Annotated in this window: 14 protein-coding genes and 1 pseudogene; 5 read left to right on the top strand and 10 right to left on the bottom strand. The window is 72.4% G+C overall.

Annotated features, from left to right (window positions below):
* Nucleotides 1-13: 13 nt before the first annotated feature.
* Both ACWCQM_RS01805 and pta read right to left on the bottom strand, forming a co-directional pair.
* On the bottom strand, nucleotides 14-1,264 hold the full coding sequence (locus tag ACWCQM_RS01805) for an acetate kinase (protein ID WP_450913409.1): 1,251 nt from the start codon (nucleotides 1,262-1,264) through the stop codon (nucleotides 14-16).
* The gene (gene pta / locus ACWCQM_RS01800; protein WP_450913408.1) at nucleotides 1,261-3,333 is read right to left on the bottom strand and encodes a phosphate acetyltransferase; all 2,073 of its coding nucleotides are present in this window, start codon (nucleotides 3,331-3,333) and stop codon (nucleotides 1,261-1,263) included. The genes ACWCQM_RS01805 and pta overlap by 4 nt, the downstream gene beginning before the upstream one ends.
* A 242-nt stretch (nucleotides 3,334-3,575) precedes the next feature.
* On the opposite strand from pta, the gene ACWCQM_RS01795 reads away from it, so the two are divergent.
* Together ACWCQM_RS01795 and ACWCQM_RS01790 are read left to right on the top strand one after the other, a co-directional pair.
* Nucleotides 3,576-4,601, top strand: coding sequence for an ATP-dependent 6-phosphofructokinase (locus ACWCQM_RS01795; protein ID WP_073745343.1), 1,026 nt, complete (start codon nucleotides 3,576-3,578; stop codon nucleotides 4,599-4,601).
* Between the two features lie 199 nt (nucleotides 4,602-4,800).
* Nucleotides 4,801-5,772: a helix-turn-helix domain-containing protein gene (locus ACWCQM_RS01790; protein WP_450913407.1), complete on the top strand. Its 972-nt coding sequence runs from the start codon at nucleotides 4,801-4,803 to the stop codon at nucleotides 5,770-5,772.
* Between the two features lie 172 nt (nucleotides 5,773-5,944).
* Here ACWCQM_RS01790 and ACWCQM_RS01785 read toward each other — a convergent pair whose 3' ends face one another.
* From ACWCQM_RS01785 to ACWCQM_RS01775, 3 genes are all read right to left on the bottom strand, one after another.
* Nucleotides 5,945-6,568 carry a helix-turn-helix domain-containing protein gene (locus tag ACWCQM_RS01785; protein WP_450913633.1) on the bottom strand — a complete coding sequence of 208 codons (624 nt, stop codon included), beginning with the start codon at nucleotides 6,566-6,568 and terminating at the stop codon, nucleotides 5,945-5,947.
* Nucleotides 6,569-6,733: 165 nt separating this feature from the next.
* Entirely contained in the window at nucleotides 6,734-7,543 is an 810-nt protein-coding gene (locus tag ACWCQM_RS01780) for a response regulator (protein WP_450913406.1), read from the bottom strand.
* The gene (locus tag ACWCQM_RS01775) at nucleotides 7,540-9,198 is read right to left on the bottom strand and encodes a sensor histidine kinase (RefSeq protein ID WP_450913405.1); all 1,659 of its coding nucleotides are present in this window, start codon (nucleotides 9,196-9,198) and stop codon (nucleotides 7,540-7,542) included. Before ACWCQM_RS01775 ends, ACWCQM_RS01780 begins: the two co-directional genes overlap by 4 nt.
* Before the next feature lie 154 nt (nucleotides 9,199-9,352).
* Here ACWCQM_RS01775 and ACWCQM_RS01770 point away from each other — a divergent pair, with 154 nt between their 5' ends.
* Nucleotides 9,353-10,717: a cation:dicarboxylate symporter family transporter gene (locus tag ACWCQM_RS01770; protein ID WP_450913404.1), complete on the top strand. Its 1,365-nt coding sequence runs from the start codon at nucleotides 9,353-9,355 to the stop codon at nucleotides 10,715-10,717.
* 226 nt (nucleotides 10,718-10,943) lie between these two features.
* On the opposite strand, the pseudogene ACWCQM_RS01765 reads toward ACWCQM_RS01770, so the two are convergent.
* A pseudogene (locus ACWCQM_RS01765) lies at nucleotides 10,944-12,403 on the bottom strand (glycoside hydrolase family 16 protein).
* Nucleotides 12,404-12,582: 179 nt separating this feature from the next.
* Between ACWCQM_RS01765 and ACWCQM_RS01760 the strand changes: the two are divergent.
* Both ACWCQM_RS01760 and trxA read left to right on the top strand, forming a co-directional pair.
* A complete protein-coding gene (locus ACWCQM_RS01760) occupies nucleotides 12,583-13,002 on the top strand; it encodes a MerR family transcriptional regulator (RefSeq protein WP_450913403.1) in 420 nt (139 codons plus the stop codon).
* Nucleotides 12,999-13,343, top strand: coding sequence for a thioredoxin (gene trxA / locus ACWCQM_RS01755; RefSeq protein ID WP_450913402.1), 345 nt, complete (start codon nucleotides 12,999-13,001; stop codon nucleotides 13,341-13,343). Before ACWCQM_RS01760 ends, trxA begins: the two co-directional genes overlap by 4 nt.
* Before the next feature lie 123 nt (nucleotides 13,344-13,466).
* Here trxA and ACWCQM_RS01750 read toward each other — a convergent pair whose 3' ends face one another.
* The 4 genes from ACWCQM_RS01750 to ACWCQM_RS01735 are packed head-to-tail and all read right to left on the bottom strand — an operon-like array spanning nucleotide 13,467 to nucleotide 17,747.
* The gene (locus ACWCQM_RS01750; protein WP_450913401.1) at nucleotides 13,467-14,525 is read right to left on the bottom strand and encodes an ABC transporter ATP-binding protein; all 1,059 of its coding nucleotides are present in this window, start codon (nucleotides 14,523-14,525) and stop codon (nucleotides 13,467-13,469) included.
* A complete protein-coding gene (locus ACWCQM_RS01745; protein WP_450913400.1) occupies nucleotides 14,522-15,766 on the bottom strand; it encodes an ABC transporter ATP-binding protein in 1,245 nt (414 codons plus the stop codon). The genes ACWCQM_RS01750 and ACWCQM_RS01745 overlap by 4 nt, the downstream gene beginning before the upstream one ends.
* A complete protein-coding gene (locus tag ACWCQM_RS01740; protein ID WP_450913399.1) occupies nucleotides 15,766-16,653 on the bottom strand; it encodes an ABC transporter permease in 888 nt (295 codons plus the stop codon). Before ACWCQM_RS01740 ends, ACWCQM_RS01745 begins: the two co-directional genes overlap by 1 nt.
* A complete protein-coding gene (locus ACWCQM_RS01735) occupies nucleotides 16,650-17,747 on the bottom strand; it encodes an ABC transporter permease (protein ID WP_450913398.1) in 1,098 nt (365 codons plus the stop codon). The genes ACWCQM_RS01740 and ACWCQM_RS01735 overlap by 4 nt, the downstream gene beginning before the upstream one ends.
* Nucleotides 17,748-17,751 lie beyond the last annotated feature (4 nt).

Here is a 17,751-nt window from a genome sequence, read left to right as displayed (position 1 = left end):
GGCGCGGGTCCGCTCAGTTGTGGACCAGGGCGAAGGTCTGACCGGCGATCTCCAGCTCCTCGTCCGTCGGTACGACGGCGACCGCCACCCGCGCGCCGTCGGGCGAGATCAGCCGCGGTTCTCCGGACCGTACGGCGTTGCGGTCCGCGTCCACGGCCAGGCCGAAACCCTCCAGCCCCGCGAGCGCAGCCTCTCGCACCGGCGCCGAGTTCTCCCCGACCCCCGCCGTGAAGACGACGGCATCCACCCGGCCGAGGACGGCCGAATAGGCGCCGATGTACTTCTTCAGCCGGTGGATGTAGATGTCGAAGGCGAGCGCGGCACGCTCGTCGCCCTCGTCCACCCGGCGCCGGATCTCCCGCATGTCGTTGTCGCCGCACAGGCCGACCAGCCCGCTCTTCTTGTTCAGCAGGACGTCGATCTCGTCCGCCGACATTCCTGCCACCCGCTTCAGGTGGAAGGTGACGGCCGGGTCGATGTCTCCCGAACGCGTACCCATGACCAGCCCCTCCAAGGGGGTCAGTCCCATGGACGTCTCCACGCACCGGCCGCCCGCCACCGCGGAGGCCGACGCGCCGTTGCCCAGGTGCAGCACGATCACGTTCACATCGGCCACCGGCCGGCCCAGCAGCTCGGCCGTCCTGCGCGAGACGTACGCGTGCGAGGTGCCGTGGAAGCCGTAGCGGCGGATGCGGTGCGCGTCGGCGGTCTCCACGTCGATCGCGTACCGCGCTGCGGACTCCGGCATCGTCGTGTGGAACGCCGTGTCGAAGACGGCGACCTGCGGCAGGTCCGGGCGCAGTGCCTGTGCCGTACGGATGCCGGTGATGTTCGCCGGGTTGTGCAGGGGGGCCACCGGGACGAGCCGCTCGATCTCCTTCAGCACCTCGTCGGTGATCACGGTGGGCTCGCTGAACCTCAGCCCGCCGTGCACCACCCGGTGCCCGATCGCGGCCAGCTCGGGGGAGTCCAGGCCGAGCCCGTCGGCCGCCAGTTCGTCGGCCGCCGCCTTCAGGGCCTCCTCGTGGTCGGCGATCCTGCCGGTGCGCTCGCGGGGCTCCCCGCCCTTCAGCGGGGTGTGGACCAGCCGGGACGACGACTCGCCGATCCGCTCGACCAGGCCGGTGGCCAGCCGCGACCGGTCCCGCATGTCCAGCAGCTGGTACTTCACCGACGACGAGCCGGAGTTGAGTACGAGTACGCGGTGGGCGTCATTCATGGAGCGCGAACCTTCGCTGGTGGGGTCGGTGGTCATCGCGGTCATTCCTCGCCCTGCGCCTGGATCGCCGTGATGGCCACCGTGTTGACGATGTCCTGGACCAGCGCGCCGCGCGACAGGTCGTTGACGGGCTTCCGCAGCCCCTGGAGGACCGGGCCGACCGCGACCGCGCCCGCCGAGCGCTGGACCGCCTTGTAGGTGTTGTTGCCGGTGTTGAGGTCCGGGAAGATCAGCACCGTCGCCCGGCCCGCCACCTCCGAGGAGGGCAGCTTGGTCGCGGCGACGGACGGCTCGACCGCCGCGTCGTACTGGATCGGGCCTTCGATCCGCAGGTCGGGCCGTGAGGCGCGTACCCGCTCCGTGGCCTCCCGCACCTTGTCGACGTCCGCGCCCGTGCCGGAGGTTCCCGTCGAGTACGAGAGCATCGCGATCCGGGGGTCCACGCCGAAGCGGGCCGCGGTGACCGCCGACTGCACCGCGATGTCCGCGAGCTGCTCGGCGTCCGGGTCCGGGTTGACCGCGCAGTCGCCGTAGACCAGGACCTTGTCGGCGAGGCACATGAAGAAGACCGAGGAGACGATCGAGGCGTCCGGCTTGGTCTTGATGATCTCGAACGCCGGCCGGATCGTGGCCGCCGTGGAGTGCACCGAGCCCGAGACCATGCCGTCCGCCAGGCCCTCCTGGACCATCAGGGTGCCGAAGTAGTTCACGTCCGAGACGACGTCGTACGCCAGCTCCACCGTGACTCCGCGGTGCGCGCGCAGCGCCGCGTACCGTTCGGCGAAGCTCTGGCGCAGCTCCGAGGTCTGCGGGTCGACGAGCCGGGTCTCGCCGAGGTCGATGCCCAGGTCGGCGGCCTTCTTGCGGATGACGTCGGTGTCGCCGAGGAGGGTCAGGTCACAGACGTCGCGGCGCAGCAGCACGTCGGCGGCGCGCAGGACGCGCTCCTCGGTGCCCTCGGGCAGGACGACGCGGCGCCGGTCGGAGCGGGCCTGCTCCAGCAGTTCGTGCTCGAACATCATCGGGGTGACCCGGCCGCTGCGGGCCACCGAGACCCGCTCCAGCAGGGCGCCGGTGTCCACATGGCGCTCGAACAGGCCGAGGGCGGTCTCCGCCTTGCGGGGCGTCGCCGCATTCAGCTTGCCCTCCAGAGCGAAGAGTTCACCGGCCGTGGGGAAGGAGCCGCCGGAGACCGCGACGACCGGGGTGCCCGGCGCGAGGCGTGCCGCCAGCCGGAGTATCTCCTCGCCGGGGCGCTCGTCCAGGGTCAGCAGGACCCCCGCGATCGGCGGCGTGCCCGCGCTGTGTGCCGCGAGCGAACCGATGACCAGGTCCGCGCGGTCCCCGGGGGTGACGACCATGCAGCCGGGGGTCAGGGCCTTCAGGAGGTTCGGCAGCATCGCGCCGCCGAAGACGAAGTTCAGCGCGTCCCTGGCGAGACCGGAGTCGTCGCCGAGCAGAACCGTTCCGCCCAGTGCGGTGGTGATCTGGGCGACGGTCGGCGCGGAGAGCGCCGGGTCGTCGGGCAGGACGGAGCACGGGACCGGCAGCTGCGTCTTCAGCCGGTCCGCGATGTCCTCCCGGTCCTCGGAGGCCACCCGGTTCACGATCATCGCCAGGACGTCGCAGCCGAGGCCGGCGTACGCGCGGTAGGCGTTGCGCGTCTCGGCCCGTACGGACCCGGCGTCCTGGTCCTTGCCGCCGACCACCGCGATCACCGAGGCGCCGAACTCGTTGGCGAGCCGGGCGTTCAGGGCCAGCTCGTCGGGGAGCTGGGTGGCCGCGAAGTCGCTGCCCAGCACCAGCACGACCTCGTAGTCGCGGGCCACCCGGTGGAAGCGCTCGACGAGCAGGGAGACCAGCTCGTCGGTGCCCTTCTCCGCCTGGACCGCGGAGGCCTCCTGGTAGTCCAGGCCGAAGACGGTCTCCGGGCTCTGCGAGAGGCGGTAGCGCGCCCGCAGCAGTTCGAACAGGCGGTCGGGGCCGTCGTGGACCAGCGGCCGGAAGACGCCGACCCGGTCCACCTGACGCGTCAGTAGTTCCATGACTCCCAGATCGACGACCTGGCGGCCGTCCCCCCGGTCGATGCCGGTCACGTACACGCTGCGCGTCACGCGTGGTCTCCCGTCCTGTATGGCTGGCATTGTCCTTTTGACGATACCCACCGGGGCAGGTACGCCGCCCGCCGGGCCGAGCGCCCGCCCGGCAGCCGCCGGACCCCGAACGGTCCCGTACCGGCGAGGCCGGAAGCGCGGGGGTACGGCCCGGCGTGGGACAATCGTCGTGGCTCACGGTACGGGGGTTTCACGACGGGTCCCCGGAATGCATGGCACTAGCGAGCAGGAGACAGAGCAGGATGCGCATCGGAATTCTCACCGCAGGCGGCGACTGCCCAGGCCTGAATGCCGTGATCCGGTCGGTCGTGCACCGCGCCGTGGTGGGCCACGGCGATGAGGTCATCGGCTTCGAGGACGGCTTCAAAGGGCTGCTCGACGGCCACTTCCGGCCGCTCGACCTCAACGCCGTCAGCGGCATCCTGGCCCGCGGCGGCACGATCCTCGGCTCGGCACGACTGGAGCGGGACCGGCTGCGCGAGGCCGCGGAGAACTGCGCGGAGCTGTCCCTCCGTTACGGCATCGACGCGCTGATCCCGATCGGCGGAGAGGGCACCCTCACCGCGGCCCGCATGCTGTCCGACGCCGGTATGCCCGTCGTCGGCGTCCCGAAGACCATCGACAACGACATCTCCGCCACCGACCGGACCTTCGGCTTCGACACGGCCGTGGGCGTCGCGACCGAGGCCATAGACCGTCTCAAGACCACGGCCGAATCGCACCAGCGCGTCATGGTCGTGGAGGTCATGGGCCGCCACGCGGGCTGGATCGCCCTGGAGTCCGGCATGGCCGGCGGTGCCCACGGGATCTGCCTCCCCGAGCGCCCCTTCCAGGTCGACGACCTGGTCAAGATGGTCGAGGAGCGCTTCGCACGCGGCAAGAAGTTCGCCGTCATCTGCGTTGCCGAGGGCGCCCACCCGGCCGAGGGCTCCATGCCGTACGCCAAGGGCGAGATCGACCAGTTCGGCCACGAGCGCTTCAAGGGCATCGGCAACCGCCTCGCCGCCGAGCTCGAACTGCGCCTCGGCAAGGAGGCCAGGCCGGTCATTCTCGGCCATGTGCAGCGCGGTGGCACGCCGACGGCGTACGACCGGGTGCTCGCGACCCGCTTCGGGTGGAACGCCGTGGAGGCCGTGCACCGCGGCGACTTCGGCCGGATGACGGCCCTGCGCGGGACCGAGATCGTGATGGCCCCGCTGGCGGACGCCGTGACCCGGCTGAAGACCGTCCCCAGCGACCGGATGTACGAGGCGGAGTCGGTGTTCTGATCCCGCTGCCCCGATCCTCCCGCCGGTCCCGGGCCGGCGGTGCGCGCGGCCCCGGCCATCCCCCCGTGGATGGCCGGGGCCGCGCTGTTCCCCCGTGATGTTGCCGCAATCCACTCTTGAGCCGTCGGCCCGCGTCGACAAGGGTTGACCCTGTCCGGGACATGTCCCAGTCCCGGTCCGGACAGGGGGAGACGGTGAGATGGCGGACGGCGGCAGAGCTCCCGATCCTCAGGAGGCGCGGAGCCCGGAGGAGTTCGTCGAGCTGCTGCGGCGGCTCAAGGACGCCTCGGGGCTGACCTTCCGCGAACTGACCCAGCGGGCCGACGCGGTGGGTGACGTGCTGCCGCGCTCCACGATCGCCAACATGCTGTCCCGGACGACCGTCCCCCGCGAGGAGCTCCTCGCCGCCTTCGTACGCGCCTGCGGCTGCGGGCCCGCTGAGGTGGACGGCTGGCTCGCCGTGCGCAAGGAGATCGCGGTGCACGGGCGGCGCGCGGCCCCGGAGGGGGCGGGCCCGCCGGTGCGGGGGGAGCCGGGGCCGCGAACCGGCCCCGCGCCCGCGCCCGATTCCGGAAGGCCCGTGCCGCGCGTACGCCGCCTTCTGCTCGGGGCCCTGGTCGCGGTGGCCACGGGCGCGGTGGCCTTCGCCCTCTGGACGCCCGGCGGACCGGAGCGGCCCGGGGGCGGCGGGACGGCGTCCGCCGCCCCGGCCGTCACGGCGCCTGCCGAGGGGCCGGTGCGCATACGGTCGGTCCGCACGGGCCTGTGCCTGTCGGAGCGGCTCGGCTTCAAGAACGGCACCGTCTACCAGGCGCCCTGCGTCACCGCCGCCGTCCCCCGGTTCAGCCTGGTGCCCCTGGGCGAGGGCACCTGGCGCATCGCGACCGACCACCCCGACTACGGCGAGGGCTGCACAGGCGTCCTGCACGGAGGGACGGCCACCGGGGTGCCGCTGGAGGACACCGAATGCGGTCACCGGGGCCCCGCCGAGATCTTCCGCCTCGAAGCCGTCGGGGACCCCGTGCGCGGCTACCGGATCAGGCCGGCCCACACCGACCTCTGCCTGGGCGCCAGGGACCGCAGCACGAAGGAGCTGGCCAAGATCGTCCAGCTCGGGTGTGCGAAGGAGGGGACGGACCAGCTGTACTCCTTCGACCCGGTCAGGAGCTGAGACCGGCCGGGCGCCCACGGGGCCGGGACGCCGGGACCGGCCCAGGGCTCAGGGTCGGCCGGGGGCTCGGCTCCGTATGCTCGGATCCGCGCCGGCTCGGCTCCGTACGCTCGGATCCGCGCCGGCTCGGTTCCGTACGCTCGGATTCGCGCCGGCTCCGGTCCGCGCCGACTCAGATTCCCGCCGTCCGCCAGAATTCCTCGACCACCCGGTCCAGGAACTCCCGCCCCGCGTCGCCGCCGGTCCCCGCCCGGTCCCGGCCCGTGGTGTTCCAGCTCAGCGTCGACACCATCAGGGCCTGGTAATCGGCATGCAGTTGCTCCAGCACGTTCTGGAGGAGGATGCGGTCCAGCGGTACGAGCTTGTCCACCGGCCGCACGTACGCCTGCCAGCGCGTCGTCACCGCTCGCGTGAGCAGGTCGGCCAGCTCCTCGTTACGGCCGGTCGCCGTCAGGAACTGCGCCGCGGACATGTCCAGCGCGTCGCAGAGCGCCACCGCCTGGCGCTCGTTGCCCCGCCAGCGGCCGGACTCCTCGATCCGCTGGTACGCCGACGCCGTCATCCCGAGCGTCCGCGCCAGATCGTCCACCGCGATGTCCCTGGCCATCCGGTGCTCGCGCAACGTGCTGGCCGCGGAGAGCAGTTCGCCCGGGGCGCACCACAACACACCTGCCAGCGCCATCAGTTCGCGCTCGCCGGGCAGCGCCGTACCGCGCTCCCAGGCCATCACCGTCTCGGCCGTGATCTGAAGTCCGTACTGGGCGCCGAGACCGTACGCAACATGTCCGGGAGCCATTCCCAGAGCCTCGCGCAGGCGGCGCGCGGCGGGGGCGTTGAAGGGCGGGGTGGGGTGCACGGCCCCACCGTAGAAGCCCGGGAACCGCCTGGCTACAGGCTGTTCCTATCAGTTCACCCTTCGTATGATCCTCCTAGGGCACCCCTCGGCCGGCACCCCTGAGCATCAACGGGTTTCAGCCACCCAGTGGTAGTGCAGCTCAGGCCTGCCGACCTGACCGTAGCTGGGCCGCCGCACGGCCCGGCCGGCCGTCACCAGATGCTCCAGATAGCGGCGCGCGGTGATCCGGGAGATACCCAGCTCCTCCCCGGCCGCCGCCGCGGTGACCCCGTCGGGCGCCTTCCGGAGCGCCCCGGTGACCGCCTCCAGCGTCGGGCCGCTCAGCCCCTTGGGCAGCGTGGCGGGGTCCGGGACGCGCAGCGCGCCCAGCGCCCGGTCCACCTCGTCCTGACCGCTCGCCTCACCGGCCGCCGCCCGGAACTCGGCGTAGCGCACGAGCCGGTCCCGCAGGGTGGGGTAGGTGAACGGCTTCAGGACGTACTGCACGACGCCGAGGGACACGCCTTCCCGCACCACCGCCAGATCGCGGGCCGACGTCACGGCGATGACGTCGGCTCCGTGGCCCGCCGCCCGCAGCGAGCGCAGCAGCTGCAGACCGTGCCCGTCGGGCAGATACAGATCGAGCAGCAGCAGATCCACCTCCGTGCGCTCCAGCGCGCGCACGGCCTCCGCCCGGGAGTGGGCGACCGCGGCGACCTCGAAGCCCGGCACCCGGCCCACGTACAGCTGATGGGCGTCGGCGGCCACCGGGTCGTCCTCCACGACCAGTACGCGGATCGGGTCGCCGGGGCCGCCCGTGGCACCGGCGCCGGCCGTCCCGCCGGTGCTGCCTGTCCCGCCGGTGCTGCTCGTCCCGCCTGTGCTGCTCGTCCCGCCGGTGGCGGCCGTCCCGCCGGTGCTGCCCGTCCCGCTCATGCCGTGACCGCCCCGGTCTCCGCCACGCGGCCGCTGAGCGGCAGCCGCACCGTGAACTCCGCGCCGCCGTCCGGCGCCCGGCCGAGCGTCACCGTCCCGCCGTTGCGGTGGGCCGCCTGCCGCACGAGTGCCAGGCCCAGGCCGCGGCCCGCGCCGTGCGTGCTCCAGCCCCGGCGGAAGACCTCGTCCGCCTCGTCCGGGCCGATCCCGTCGCCGGTGTCCGCCACCTTCAGCAGCAGCTCGCCGGCCTCCGTGCGCGCGGTGACGGTGACCAGGGCGCGCGTCGCGGTGCGCTGCGCGGGGACCGGGCCGCCACCGTCGCCCCGCGCCGACTCCGACGCGGCGTCCACCGCGTTGTCGATCAGATTCCCGAGGATCGTGACCAGATCCCGCGCGGCCAGCGTCCGGGGCAGTGCCCCGTCGTCGATCAGGCTGTCCCGCGCGAGCACCAGCTCCACACCCCGCTCGTTGGCCTGCGCCGCCTTGCCGAGCAGCAGCGCCGCGAGCACCGGCTCGGCCACCGCTCCCACCACCCGGTCGGTGAGCTCCTGCGCGAGCTCCAGCTCGGCCGTCGCGAACTCCACCGCCTCGTCGACGCGGCCGAGCTCGATCAGCGACACCACGGTGTGCAGCCGGTTCGCCGCCTCATGGGCCTGCGAACGCAGCGCCTGGGTGAAGCCGCGCTCCGAGTCCAGCTCGCCCGACAGCGCCTGGAGCTCGGTGTGGTCCCGCAGGGTCACCACCGTGCCGCGCCGCTCGCCGCCGACCACCGGGCTGGTGTTGACGACGATCACCCGGTCCGCCGTCAGATGGACCTCGTCCACCCGCGGCTCGGAGTCCAGGAGCGCCCCGGTGAGCGGCGCGGGCAGCGCGAGTTCGTCGACCCCGCGCCCGACCGCCCCGGGCGCCAGGCCCAGGAGCTCCCGGCCCGCGTCGTTGATCAGGGCGACCCGGCGCTGTCCGTCCAGCATCAGCAGCCCCTCGCGCACCGCGTGCAGCGTCGCCTCGTGGTAGGTGTGCATCCGGCTCAGCTCCCGGGCGTTCATCCCGTGCGTATGCCTGCGCAGCCGGGCGTTGATGACGTACGTCCCGAGCGCGCCGATCAGCAGCGCGGCGCCCGCCGCCGTCCCCAGGGCGCCGAGCTGCTCCCGCACCTGGGTGGACACCCGCTCGACCGTGATGCCCGCGCTGACCAGGCCGACGATCCTGCCCTCGTCCCTGACCGGGGTGACGACCCGTATCGAGGGCCCCAGCGTGCCGGTGTAGGTCTCCTCGAAGGTCTCGCCGAGCAGCGCGCGCTCGGTGTGCCCGATGAAGCTCCTGCCGATCTCGCCGGGGTCGGGGTGGGTCCAGCGGACGCCCTGCGGATCCATGATCGTGACGAAGGCGATCCCGGTGTCCTCGCGGACCCGCTCCGCGTACGGCTGGAGCACGGCGGACGGGTCCGGCGTACGGATCGCCTCCCGCACGGACGGCGATCCGGCCATGGCGAGGGCGGCGGCCCGCACCTGGCGGGCAGCGGTCTCCTCCGCCTGGGACCGGCCGGAGGCGTACGCGAAGAAGGCGCACCCGGCCACCACCGCCGCCACGAGCAGGGCCTGCATCGCGAACAGCTGGCCGGCCAGGCTGCGGGGGAGGGTACGGGGCAGGCGCATGGCCACCAGTCTGCCTGCCGCCGACCTGCGGCCCAAGGTGGCTCGAAAACGTCCGTGAACGATATGAACGCAAGGGTGACGGCGGTCACAGGGAAGTGAATAGTCACCGGGGCCCCCAGGGACGGGGAGCCGTCGCATATCCGAGGAGACCCCCGTGGCAGAGAAAGCCGCTCGCCGGGACCGTACCCATTATCTCTACCTGGCCGTGATCGCCGCCGTGGTGCTGGGCATCACGGTGGGCCTCGTGGCTCCCGACTTCGCCGTCGAGCTCAAGCCGATCGGCACCGGCTTCGTCAACCTCATCAAGATGATGATCTCGCCGATCATCTTCTGCACGATCGTGCTGGGGGTCGGCTCCGTACGGAAGGCAGCCAAGGTCGGCGCCGTCGGCGGTCTCGCCCTCGGGTACTTCCTGGTCATGTCGACGGTCGCCCTGGCCATCGGCCTGGTCGTCGGCAACCTCCTGGAGCCCGGCTCCAGCCTCCACCTCACCGAGGCCGCCCGCGCCGCCGGTGAGGCGCAGGCGGGAGACAGCGAGTCCACCACGGACTTCCTGCTCGGTATCATCCCCACCACCATGGTGTCCGCCTTCACCGAGGGCGAGGTCCTCCAGACCCTGCTCATCGCCCTGCTCGCGGGCTTCGCGCTCCAGGCCATGGGCTCGGCCGGTGAACCGGTCCTGCGTGGCATCGGGCACATCCAGCGCCTCGTCTTCCGCATCCTCGCCATGATCATGTGGGCCGCCCCGGTCGGCGCGTTCGGCGCGATGGCGGCAGTGGTCGGCGAGACCGGCGTGGACGCGCTGAAGTCCCTCGCGATCATCATGATCGGCTTCTACGTCACCTGTGCGCTCTTCGTCTTCCTCATCCTGGGAGCGATCCTGCGCCTGGTGGCCGGGGTCAACATCCTCACGCTGCTGAAGTACCTGGGCCGTGAGTTCCTGCTGATCCTCTCCACCTCGTCGTCCGAGTCGGCCCTGCCGAGGCTTATCGCGAAGATGGAGCACATGGGCGTCAGCAAGCCCGTCGTCGGCATCACCGTGCCGACCGGCTACTCCTTCAACCTCGACGGCACCGCGATCTACCTCACGATGGCCTCGCTCTTCATCGCCAACGCGACGGGCGACCCGCTGACCATCGGGGAGCAGATCTCGCTGCTCGTCTTCATGGTGATCGCCTCCAAGGGCGCGGCGGGCGTCACCGGCGCCGGACTGGCCACCCTCGCCGGCGGCCTCCAGTCGCACCGGCCCGAACTGGTCGACGGCGTCGGCCTGATCGTCGGCATCGACCGCTTCATGAGCGAGGCCCGCGCTCTGACGAACTTCGCGGGCAACGCGGTCGCCACGGTGCTGGTCGGCACCTGGACCAAGGAGATCGACCGGGCCCGGGTGGACCAGGTCCTCTCCGGCGCTCTGCCCTTCGACGAGAAGACGATGACGGACGACGCCCACACCGGCGAGCCGCAGGTCCCCGACGCCAGGGACGGCGGCGAGGAGCAGCCCTCGCTGGTCAAGGTGTAGCGCGCGGGTACATCGGACGCGGCCGGTACGGGACCCCCGTACCGGCCGCGTCCGTGTTCGGGGTGACGGGGGTCCTTGGGTGTGAAGAGCCGGTACAGCGCCGGTACAGCGCGTTCGTGTCAGCGATCGGTACCGGCATGTCAGCCATCGATCGAGCCCACGCCGCGTAGCGCGGCGTCGGTCACGTCGTCGGTGAGCCCGGGGCCGCCCAGGCCGGGAAGGCTCCTCAGTCGAACGGGATGCGGACCACCGACTGGTTGCCGACTCCCACGGTGCTCGCCCCGTTGCCGATGGCGTTCCATATCTCCACCTTCACCGTGCCGTTCACGAGGTTCCCGTGGCTCCCGGTGGAGGCCTTGAGCCCCTTGGCCTGTGTGTAGTGCTCGTACCCGTTGACGGGGTCGGTGGCGAAGTAGTTGTACGTCTCCGTACGGTCCCAGGTCCCGTCGCCCGTACGGTCGTAACTCACCCTCACCTGCTGCCCGTTGGCAACTGTCGTACCCGAGTCCGTGAACAGGTCGAACTGGGTCGAGCCGCCGTCGTACGTCCGGGTGATGCCCGTGGCGGTGAAGGTCTGCGGGCTGTGCGGGGTGCCGTCGTAGTTGGCCCCGCCGGCCGACGCGACCGTCACCGACGAGGCGGCAGACTGGGCGGCCCCGAGGCCGCCGCCACTGCGCAGGACGAGGGTGGAGGAGCCGGTGGGCGGGTTCGTGGGCGGTTCGGTCGTCCCGCTGCCGCCCTTGGTCCAGACACCCACGTAGTCGACGAGCATGGGCCTGCCGGGGACGGTGTCGGCGGTCGGCGTCGAGCCGCCGAGCGCGTTCGGGAACGCCCGCCGATCGCGAGGTTCAGCAGGAGGAAGTACCCGGCGTGATCCGTCATGTCGGCCCACGTCGTGGCGTCCAGCTGGCTCTGCGTGACGTTGGGGAAGAGCTGGTCGTCGACGTACCAGCGCAGGGCGTTGGGGGTGACGGCGCGGTCCCACTCGAAGCGGTACGTGTGGAACGCCGACTGGCAGCTTGCGCCGGGGCAGGTGCGGCTGTTGCCGAGCCCGGTGGTCTCGTTGCAGGGGCCGCCCGGATTGACGCCGCAGTGGAGCACGCCCCAGACGGAGTTGATCCCGTTGACGTTCTCCATGATGTCGAACTCGCCGATGCCGGGCCAGTTCCAGTAGTTGCCCCGGTAGGGCGAGCCGAGGGCCCAGAACGCGGGCCAGTACCCCAGGGCCGCGTTGCCCGTGACGTTCGGCATCTGGACGCGGCCCTCGATGCGCAGGGTGCCGCCGACCGGGGCCTTGAAGTCGGCCCGCCTGGTCTCGATGCGGCCGGAGGTCCAGTTGCCCGCGCTGTCGCGGAGCGGGGTGATGCGGAGGTTGCCGCTGCCGTCGAGGCTGACGTTGTCGGGGCTGGCGGTGTAGTTCTGGATCTCTCCGGTGCCCCAGTTGCCCGGGCCGCCGGGATAGCCGTGGCCCGTGTCGATCTGCCAGTTCGCGGAGGACGGCAGGGAGCGGTACGCGCCGTTGAAGTCGTCGCTCCACTGGAGGTTCCAGCCGGGCGTGGAGGGCACGTCGCCTCGGGCGGGGCCGGAACCGGCGACGGTGACCACTCCGGCGAGGACCAGGGCCAGGGCGGTGAGGACCGCGAGGACGGTCGTACGTCTGTGGGGGATGGTGCGGCTCGTACGCAAGGGGACCTCCGGTGGGGACGGTGCCGGGAAGATACTTGTGAGAGCGCTCTCAGAGTTATGTAGGCGCACGCGGGGCGGCCGTCAATGGCCCCGGCCGTTCAACTTCCGGACGACGCGGGCACCTCGGCCCCTGCCGCACGGCTTGCCTTGACGCCGACGTCAAGGACTACGGTCGCGGTATGCGAATCGGGGAACTGGCCGAACGCGCCGGAACGACCACACGGACGCTGCGGTACTACGAGTCGCGCGGCCTGCTGCGGGCGCGCCGCGCGGAGAACGGCTACCGCACCTACGACGAGGGCGATCTGCGGCTGATCCAGCAGATCCGGACGCTCCAGGACTTCGGGTTCGACCTGGAGGAGACCCGCCCCTTCGTCGACTGCCTGCGCGCGGGCCACCCGGCGGGCGACTCCTGCCCGGCCTCACTGGCCGTCTACCGGCGCAAGATCGGCGAACTGGACGCGCTCATCGACCAGTTGCAGTCGGTCCGAGCCGAGGTGGGGGCCCAGCTGGCCCGCGCCGAACTGGAGGCGTCGGCCGAGGTGCCGGGCGGCCCCGAGCCACGATGCGAACTGAACTGGGAGGACGAGGACCGATGATCCACGCAGAGGGTGTAGCCGAGGTCACCGACACCACTTTCGACGAGGAGGTACGGGGGACGGGCCTCCCGGTCCTGGTCGAGTTCACCGCCGACTGGTGCGGCCCCTGCCGCCAGCTCGCCCCGGTGCTCAGCGCGATCGCCAGGGAGGAGGCCGGCCGGCTGAAGGTCGTCCAGATCGACGTGGACCACAACCCGGACATCACCAGCCGCTACGCGGTGCTGTCGATGCCGACGCTGATGGTCTTCCAGGACGGCGAACCGGTGAAGTCCATGGTCGGCGCCCGGCCGAAGCGGCGGTTGCTCCAGGAGCTGGAGGACGTGCTCCCGGCGGCGGTCTGACCCCTGACCGCGCTGAGCGCGCGGCCGCCGGGCACGGGGGCGTGTGGCCGCCGGGCACGGGGGTGTCCCCTCCGCGCCCGGCGGCCCGGCACACCGGCCCGTGGCCGGCGGCCCCACCGCACCTCAGTCCGTAGCCGTAACCGTAACTGGTGCCGTAACCGGTGCCGTGTGCGTGGCCGGACCGGACTCCTGCGCGACCCAGCAGGCCACCCCGGACTCCGCAGGTGCCCCCGGCGCCCGCAGCAGCACCGGTTCGTCGGTGCGGCAGCGGTCGACGGCGAGCGGGCAACGGGGGTGGAAGCGGCATCCGGGCGGCGGGCTGCTCGGGTCCGGGACCTCGCCGGTCAGCGCCCGGGGGCGGGTGCCGGAGCCGTCCGGCACCGGTACGGCCGCCAGCAGGGCCTGGGTGTAGGGGTGCTGTGGCGCGTTGAAGATCTGTTCGACGGTGCCCGTCTCGACGACACGGCCCAGATACATGACCACCACCCGGTCGGCGAGCGCGCCGACCACCGCCAGGTCGTGGGAGATGAACGCGAGGGCGATGCCCTCCTCGCGCGACAGGTCCCGCAGCAGATTCGCCACCGCGGCCTGCGCCGAGGCGTCCAGTGCGGACACCGGTTCGTCCGCGACGATCATCTTCGGACGGGAGGCGAGTGCCCGGGCGATCGCCGCCCGTTGCCGCTGGCCGCCGGAGAACTCGTGCGGATACTTCTCCGCCGCCCCGTCCGGAAGGCCGACGCGGCGCAGCGCCTCGACGGCCTCACGCGCGTTCTCCGGGTCGCCGCGGCGGCGCCCGGCGCCCCGCGCGCGCTCGCGCGCCACCACGACCTCCTGGATCTGCGCGCCGATGGTGCGCCGTGGGTTGAGCGAGGCGTTCGGATCCTGGAAGACCATCTGCAACGGCAGCAGACCGGGGGCGCGGCGACGCCGGCCCATCGCGCCGACCGGCGTGCCGTCGAAGGTGACCGACCCTGTGTGTGCCGGGGCGAGGCCGGTGACGGCGCGGGCCAGCGTGGACTTTCCGCAGCCCGACTCCCCGACGATGCCGACCACTTCTCCCGGCGCGATCTCCAGGCCGACGCCCGCCAGGGCGCGCATCGGAGGCAGTCCCTTGCGCGGGTACTCGACGACCACGTCCTCGACGCGGAGCAGGGGTGCCGGCCGGCTCGCGTTCACGCTCATGCCTTCCTCCTTACGGGGGCGCCGGCCGCGAGGACGGCGCCGGGGTTCGAGGGGACGCCTGCCCGGCGGGCGGTGCCGGGGCCCGGCGGGCCGTCGGCCGGACGGGCTGTGCCGGGCTCGGCCAGCAGGCAGGCGACCGTACGGGTGGGGCCGATGTGGACCGGCACCGGGCGCTCGCGGTCGCAGCCGTCGACGGCCGAGGAGCAGCGCGGCCGGAACGGGCAGCCGGGCCCGAGGGCGCCGGCGGCGGGCGCGGAGCCGGGGATGGGCCGCAGCGGCACGGCGTGCCCGACGGCGGAGCGCTCCCCGAGCGAGGCGTGCGGCAGCGCCTGCAACAGACCGCGTGTGTACGGATGCTGGGGCGCGCCGATGACCTCGCCGACGGTGCCGGTCTCGATGACACGGCCGGAGTAGAAGACGGCGATCCGGTCGGCGACCGAGGACAGCACGCCGAGGTCGTGGGTGACCATGAGGACGGCCATGCCCGTCTCGCGCCGTAGCTCGTCCAGGAGTTCCACGATCCCGGCCTGGACGGTGACGTCGAGGGCCGTGGTCGGCTCGTCGGCGATGAGCAGGCGTGGACCGCAGGCCAGGGCGGAGGCGATGGCGATGCGCTGGCGCATGCCACCGGAGAACTGGTGAGGGTAGCGGGCGGCGGCCGAGGCCCCACCGGGGATGCGCACCAGGTCCAGGAGCTCGACCGCGCGGGCCGCGGCCTGCTTGCGGCTGATGCCCTGGTGGCGGCGTACGTGGTCGGTGATCTGCCGTCCGACCGTGAGCATCGGGTGCAGGGCGGAGGAGGGGTCCTGGAAGACGACCGCGATGTCCCGGCCGCGCACCCGCGCCCACTCCCTGTCGGGCAGCCCGACCAGTTCCCGGCCGTCGAAGCGGACCGATCCGGTGACGGACGCCCGGTCGGGTCCGAGGCCGACCAGGGTCATGCCGGTCACCGTCTTGCCGCTGCCGGACTCCCCGGCGACACCGAGCACCTCCCCGGGGCGCACCTCCAGGTCCACGCCGTCCACCAGCGTGATGTCACGTCCGGCCCGGGGCAGCGTCACGGTCAGTCCACTGACGCGCAGCAGAGGTTCGGCCGTGTCCGCCGAGGCGGTCCCGGTGCGGGCGGTGCCGGTACCCGCACGGGATTCCAGTGGCAGGCCGGTGGCCGTACCGTCGACGACCGGGGCAGGGCCACCGGTGCCGCCGTCGTCGTGCGTGCCAAGGACGTTGTCCCCACTCATCACCGTTCTCCAGCCGTCGAGAGTTTGGGGTCGAGCCGGTCGCGCAGGGCGTCGCCCAGGACGTTGAAGGCGACCACGACCGAGACGATGGCGAGGCCGGGGACGACCGCGAGCCACCACTGGTTGAAGTACTGCGAGGCCTCGGAGATCATCGATCCCCATTCGGCGGCCGGTGGCCTGGCACCGAGCCCGAGGAAGGACAGCCCGGCGAGCAGCAGGATCGCGCCGCCGACGTCGAGCATGGCGAGGACGAGCAGCGAGCCGGCCACCCCGGGCACCAGGTCCACGAGGATCGAGCGGACCGAGCCGACCCCGGCGAGCCGGTTGGCGTGCACGAAGTCCGACTCGCGCAGCGAGAGCACGGTCGAGCGGACGGTGCGCGCGTAGCCCGGCCACCAGACCAGGGCACCCGCGAGGACGGAGTTGGGCAGGGACGGGCCGAGCGAGGCGGCCACGGCCATCGCCAGGATGATGACCGGGAAGGCGAACACGACGTCCGTGACGCGCATCAGGACCTCGTCGACCCAGCCGCCGAAGAAGCCCGCGACGAGACCGACCACCGTGCCGATCACGGCGGTCGCCGTGATGAGCAGCAGGCCGACGGGGACGGACAGCCGGGCTCCGTACAGGACGCGGGAGAGCACGTCGCGCCCGGCGGGGTCGGTCCCCAGCCAGTGCGCGGACGAGGCGCCCTCCAAGGGCACCGCGCTCTGGTCGAGCGGGTCGTACGGAGCGAGCAGCGGGGCGAGCGCGATGACGATCAGCCACAGGAGCAGCACACCTGCGGCGACGCCCTGTGCGGGGTTGCGGCGCGCCCAGCGCCAGGCGCCGGCCACCCGTCCCGTACGGCGGCCCGGTGCGGTGACCGGGGCGGGAGTGGCGGTCATGACAGTCGGATCCTCGGGTCGAAGGCGGCGTACAGCAGGTCGGCGACCAGGTTGACCACGACGAAGACCAGGGCGATGAGGATGGAGACACCCATCACGGCGGGAAGGTCGAGATTGGTCGAACTGCGGAAGGCGTACTGGCCGATGCCGTTCCAGGAGAACTGCTGCTCGATGTAGACGGTCGCGGCGAGCAGCAGGCTGAAGGAGAGGGTGGTGGCGGTGATCAGCTGGCCGGAGGCCGAGCGCACCGCGTAGCCCCACAGGACGCCACGGCCGCGAAGTCCCTTGGCGCGCCCCGCCTTGACGAAGTCGGACGACAGCGCCTCCAGCACGGCGCTGCGGGTGAAGCGCAGCACCATGCCGATGACCGACAGGGCGAGGACGGAGGCGGGGAGTACGAGATGGGCGGCGGCCGAGGCGAAGGCGCCCAGGTCGCCTCCCAGCAGGGCGTCGGCCGTGTAGAAGCCGGTGATCTGGTCCGGTGGGTCGAGGGCGGGGGAGAGCCGGCCGGAGCCCGGCAGGACACCGAGGTTCTTCACGAAGAGCACGGCGGCGACCATGCCGATCCAGAAGGTCGGCAGGGAGACCCCGGTGAGTGACAGGGTGCGGGCGATCCGGTCGAGCCGGCCGCCCCGCCCCTTCGCGGCGAGGACGCCGAACAGCACCCCGACGACGAGGGCCATCACGGTGGCGACCACGACGAGTTCGAGGGTGGCGGGCAGTTTCTCGGCGAGGTCGTCGAGGACCGGACGCTGGGTCTGCTGCGAGGTGCCCAGATCGCCGGTGACGAGATTGCCGAGGTAGGAGGCGTACTGCACCGGCAAGGAACGGTCCAGGCCCTGCTCGGCGCGGTAACGGGCGACGATCCCGGGGTCGTCCAGGGCACGCTGGCCGAGGTTGGCGGTGGCCGGGTCCGCCGGGACGACGGAGCTGAGCAGGAAGGTCACCAGGGTGACGCCGAAGACGATCAGCACCGAGGAGGCGACGCGGCGCAGGGCGTACGTCAGCAGGGGCGGCATCCTGCGGCGGACACGGGGAGTGACCTTCGCGGGGTCCGGTCCGGCGAGGACCGTGCCGGGGGCGGTGTCGGTCATGGAT

The organism is Streptomyces sp. NPDC002125, from assembly GCF_053593715.1.
Note: the sequence above shows the minus strand (reverse complement) of the source record. Positions and strands in the feature narration are given on the sequence as shown.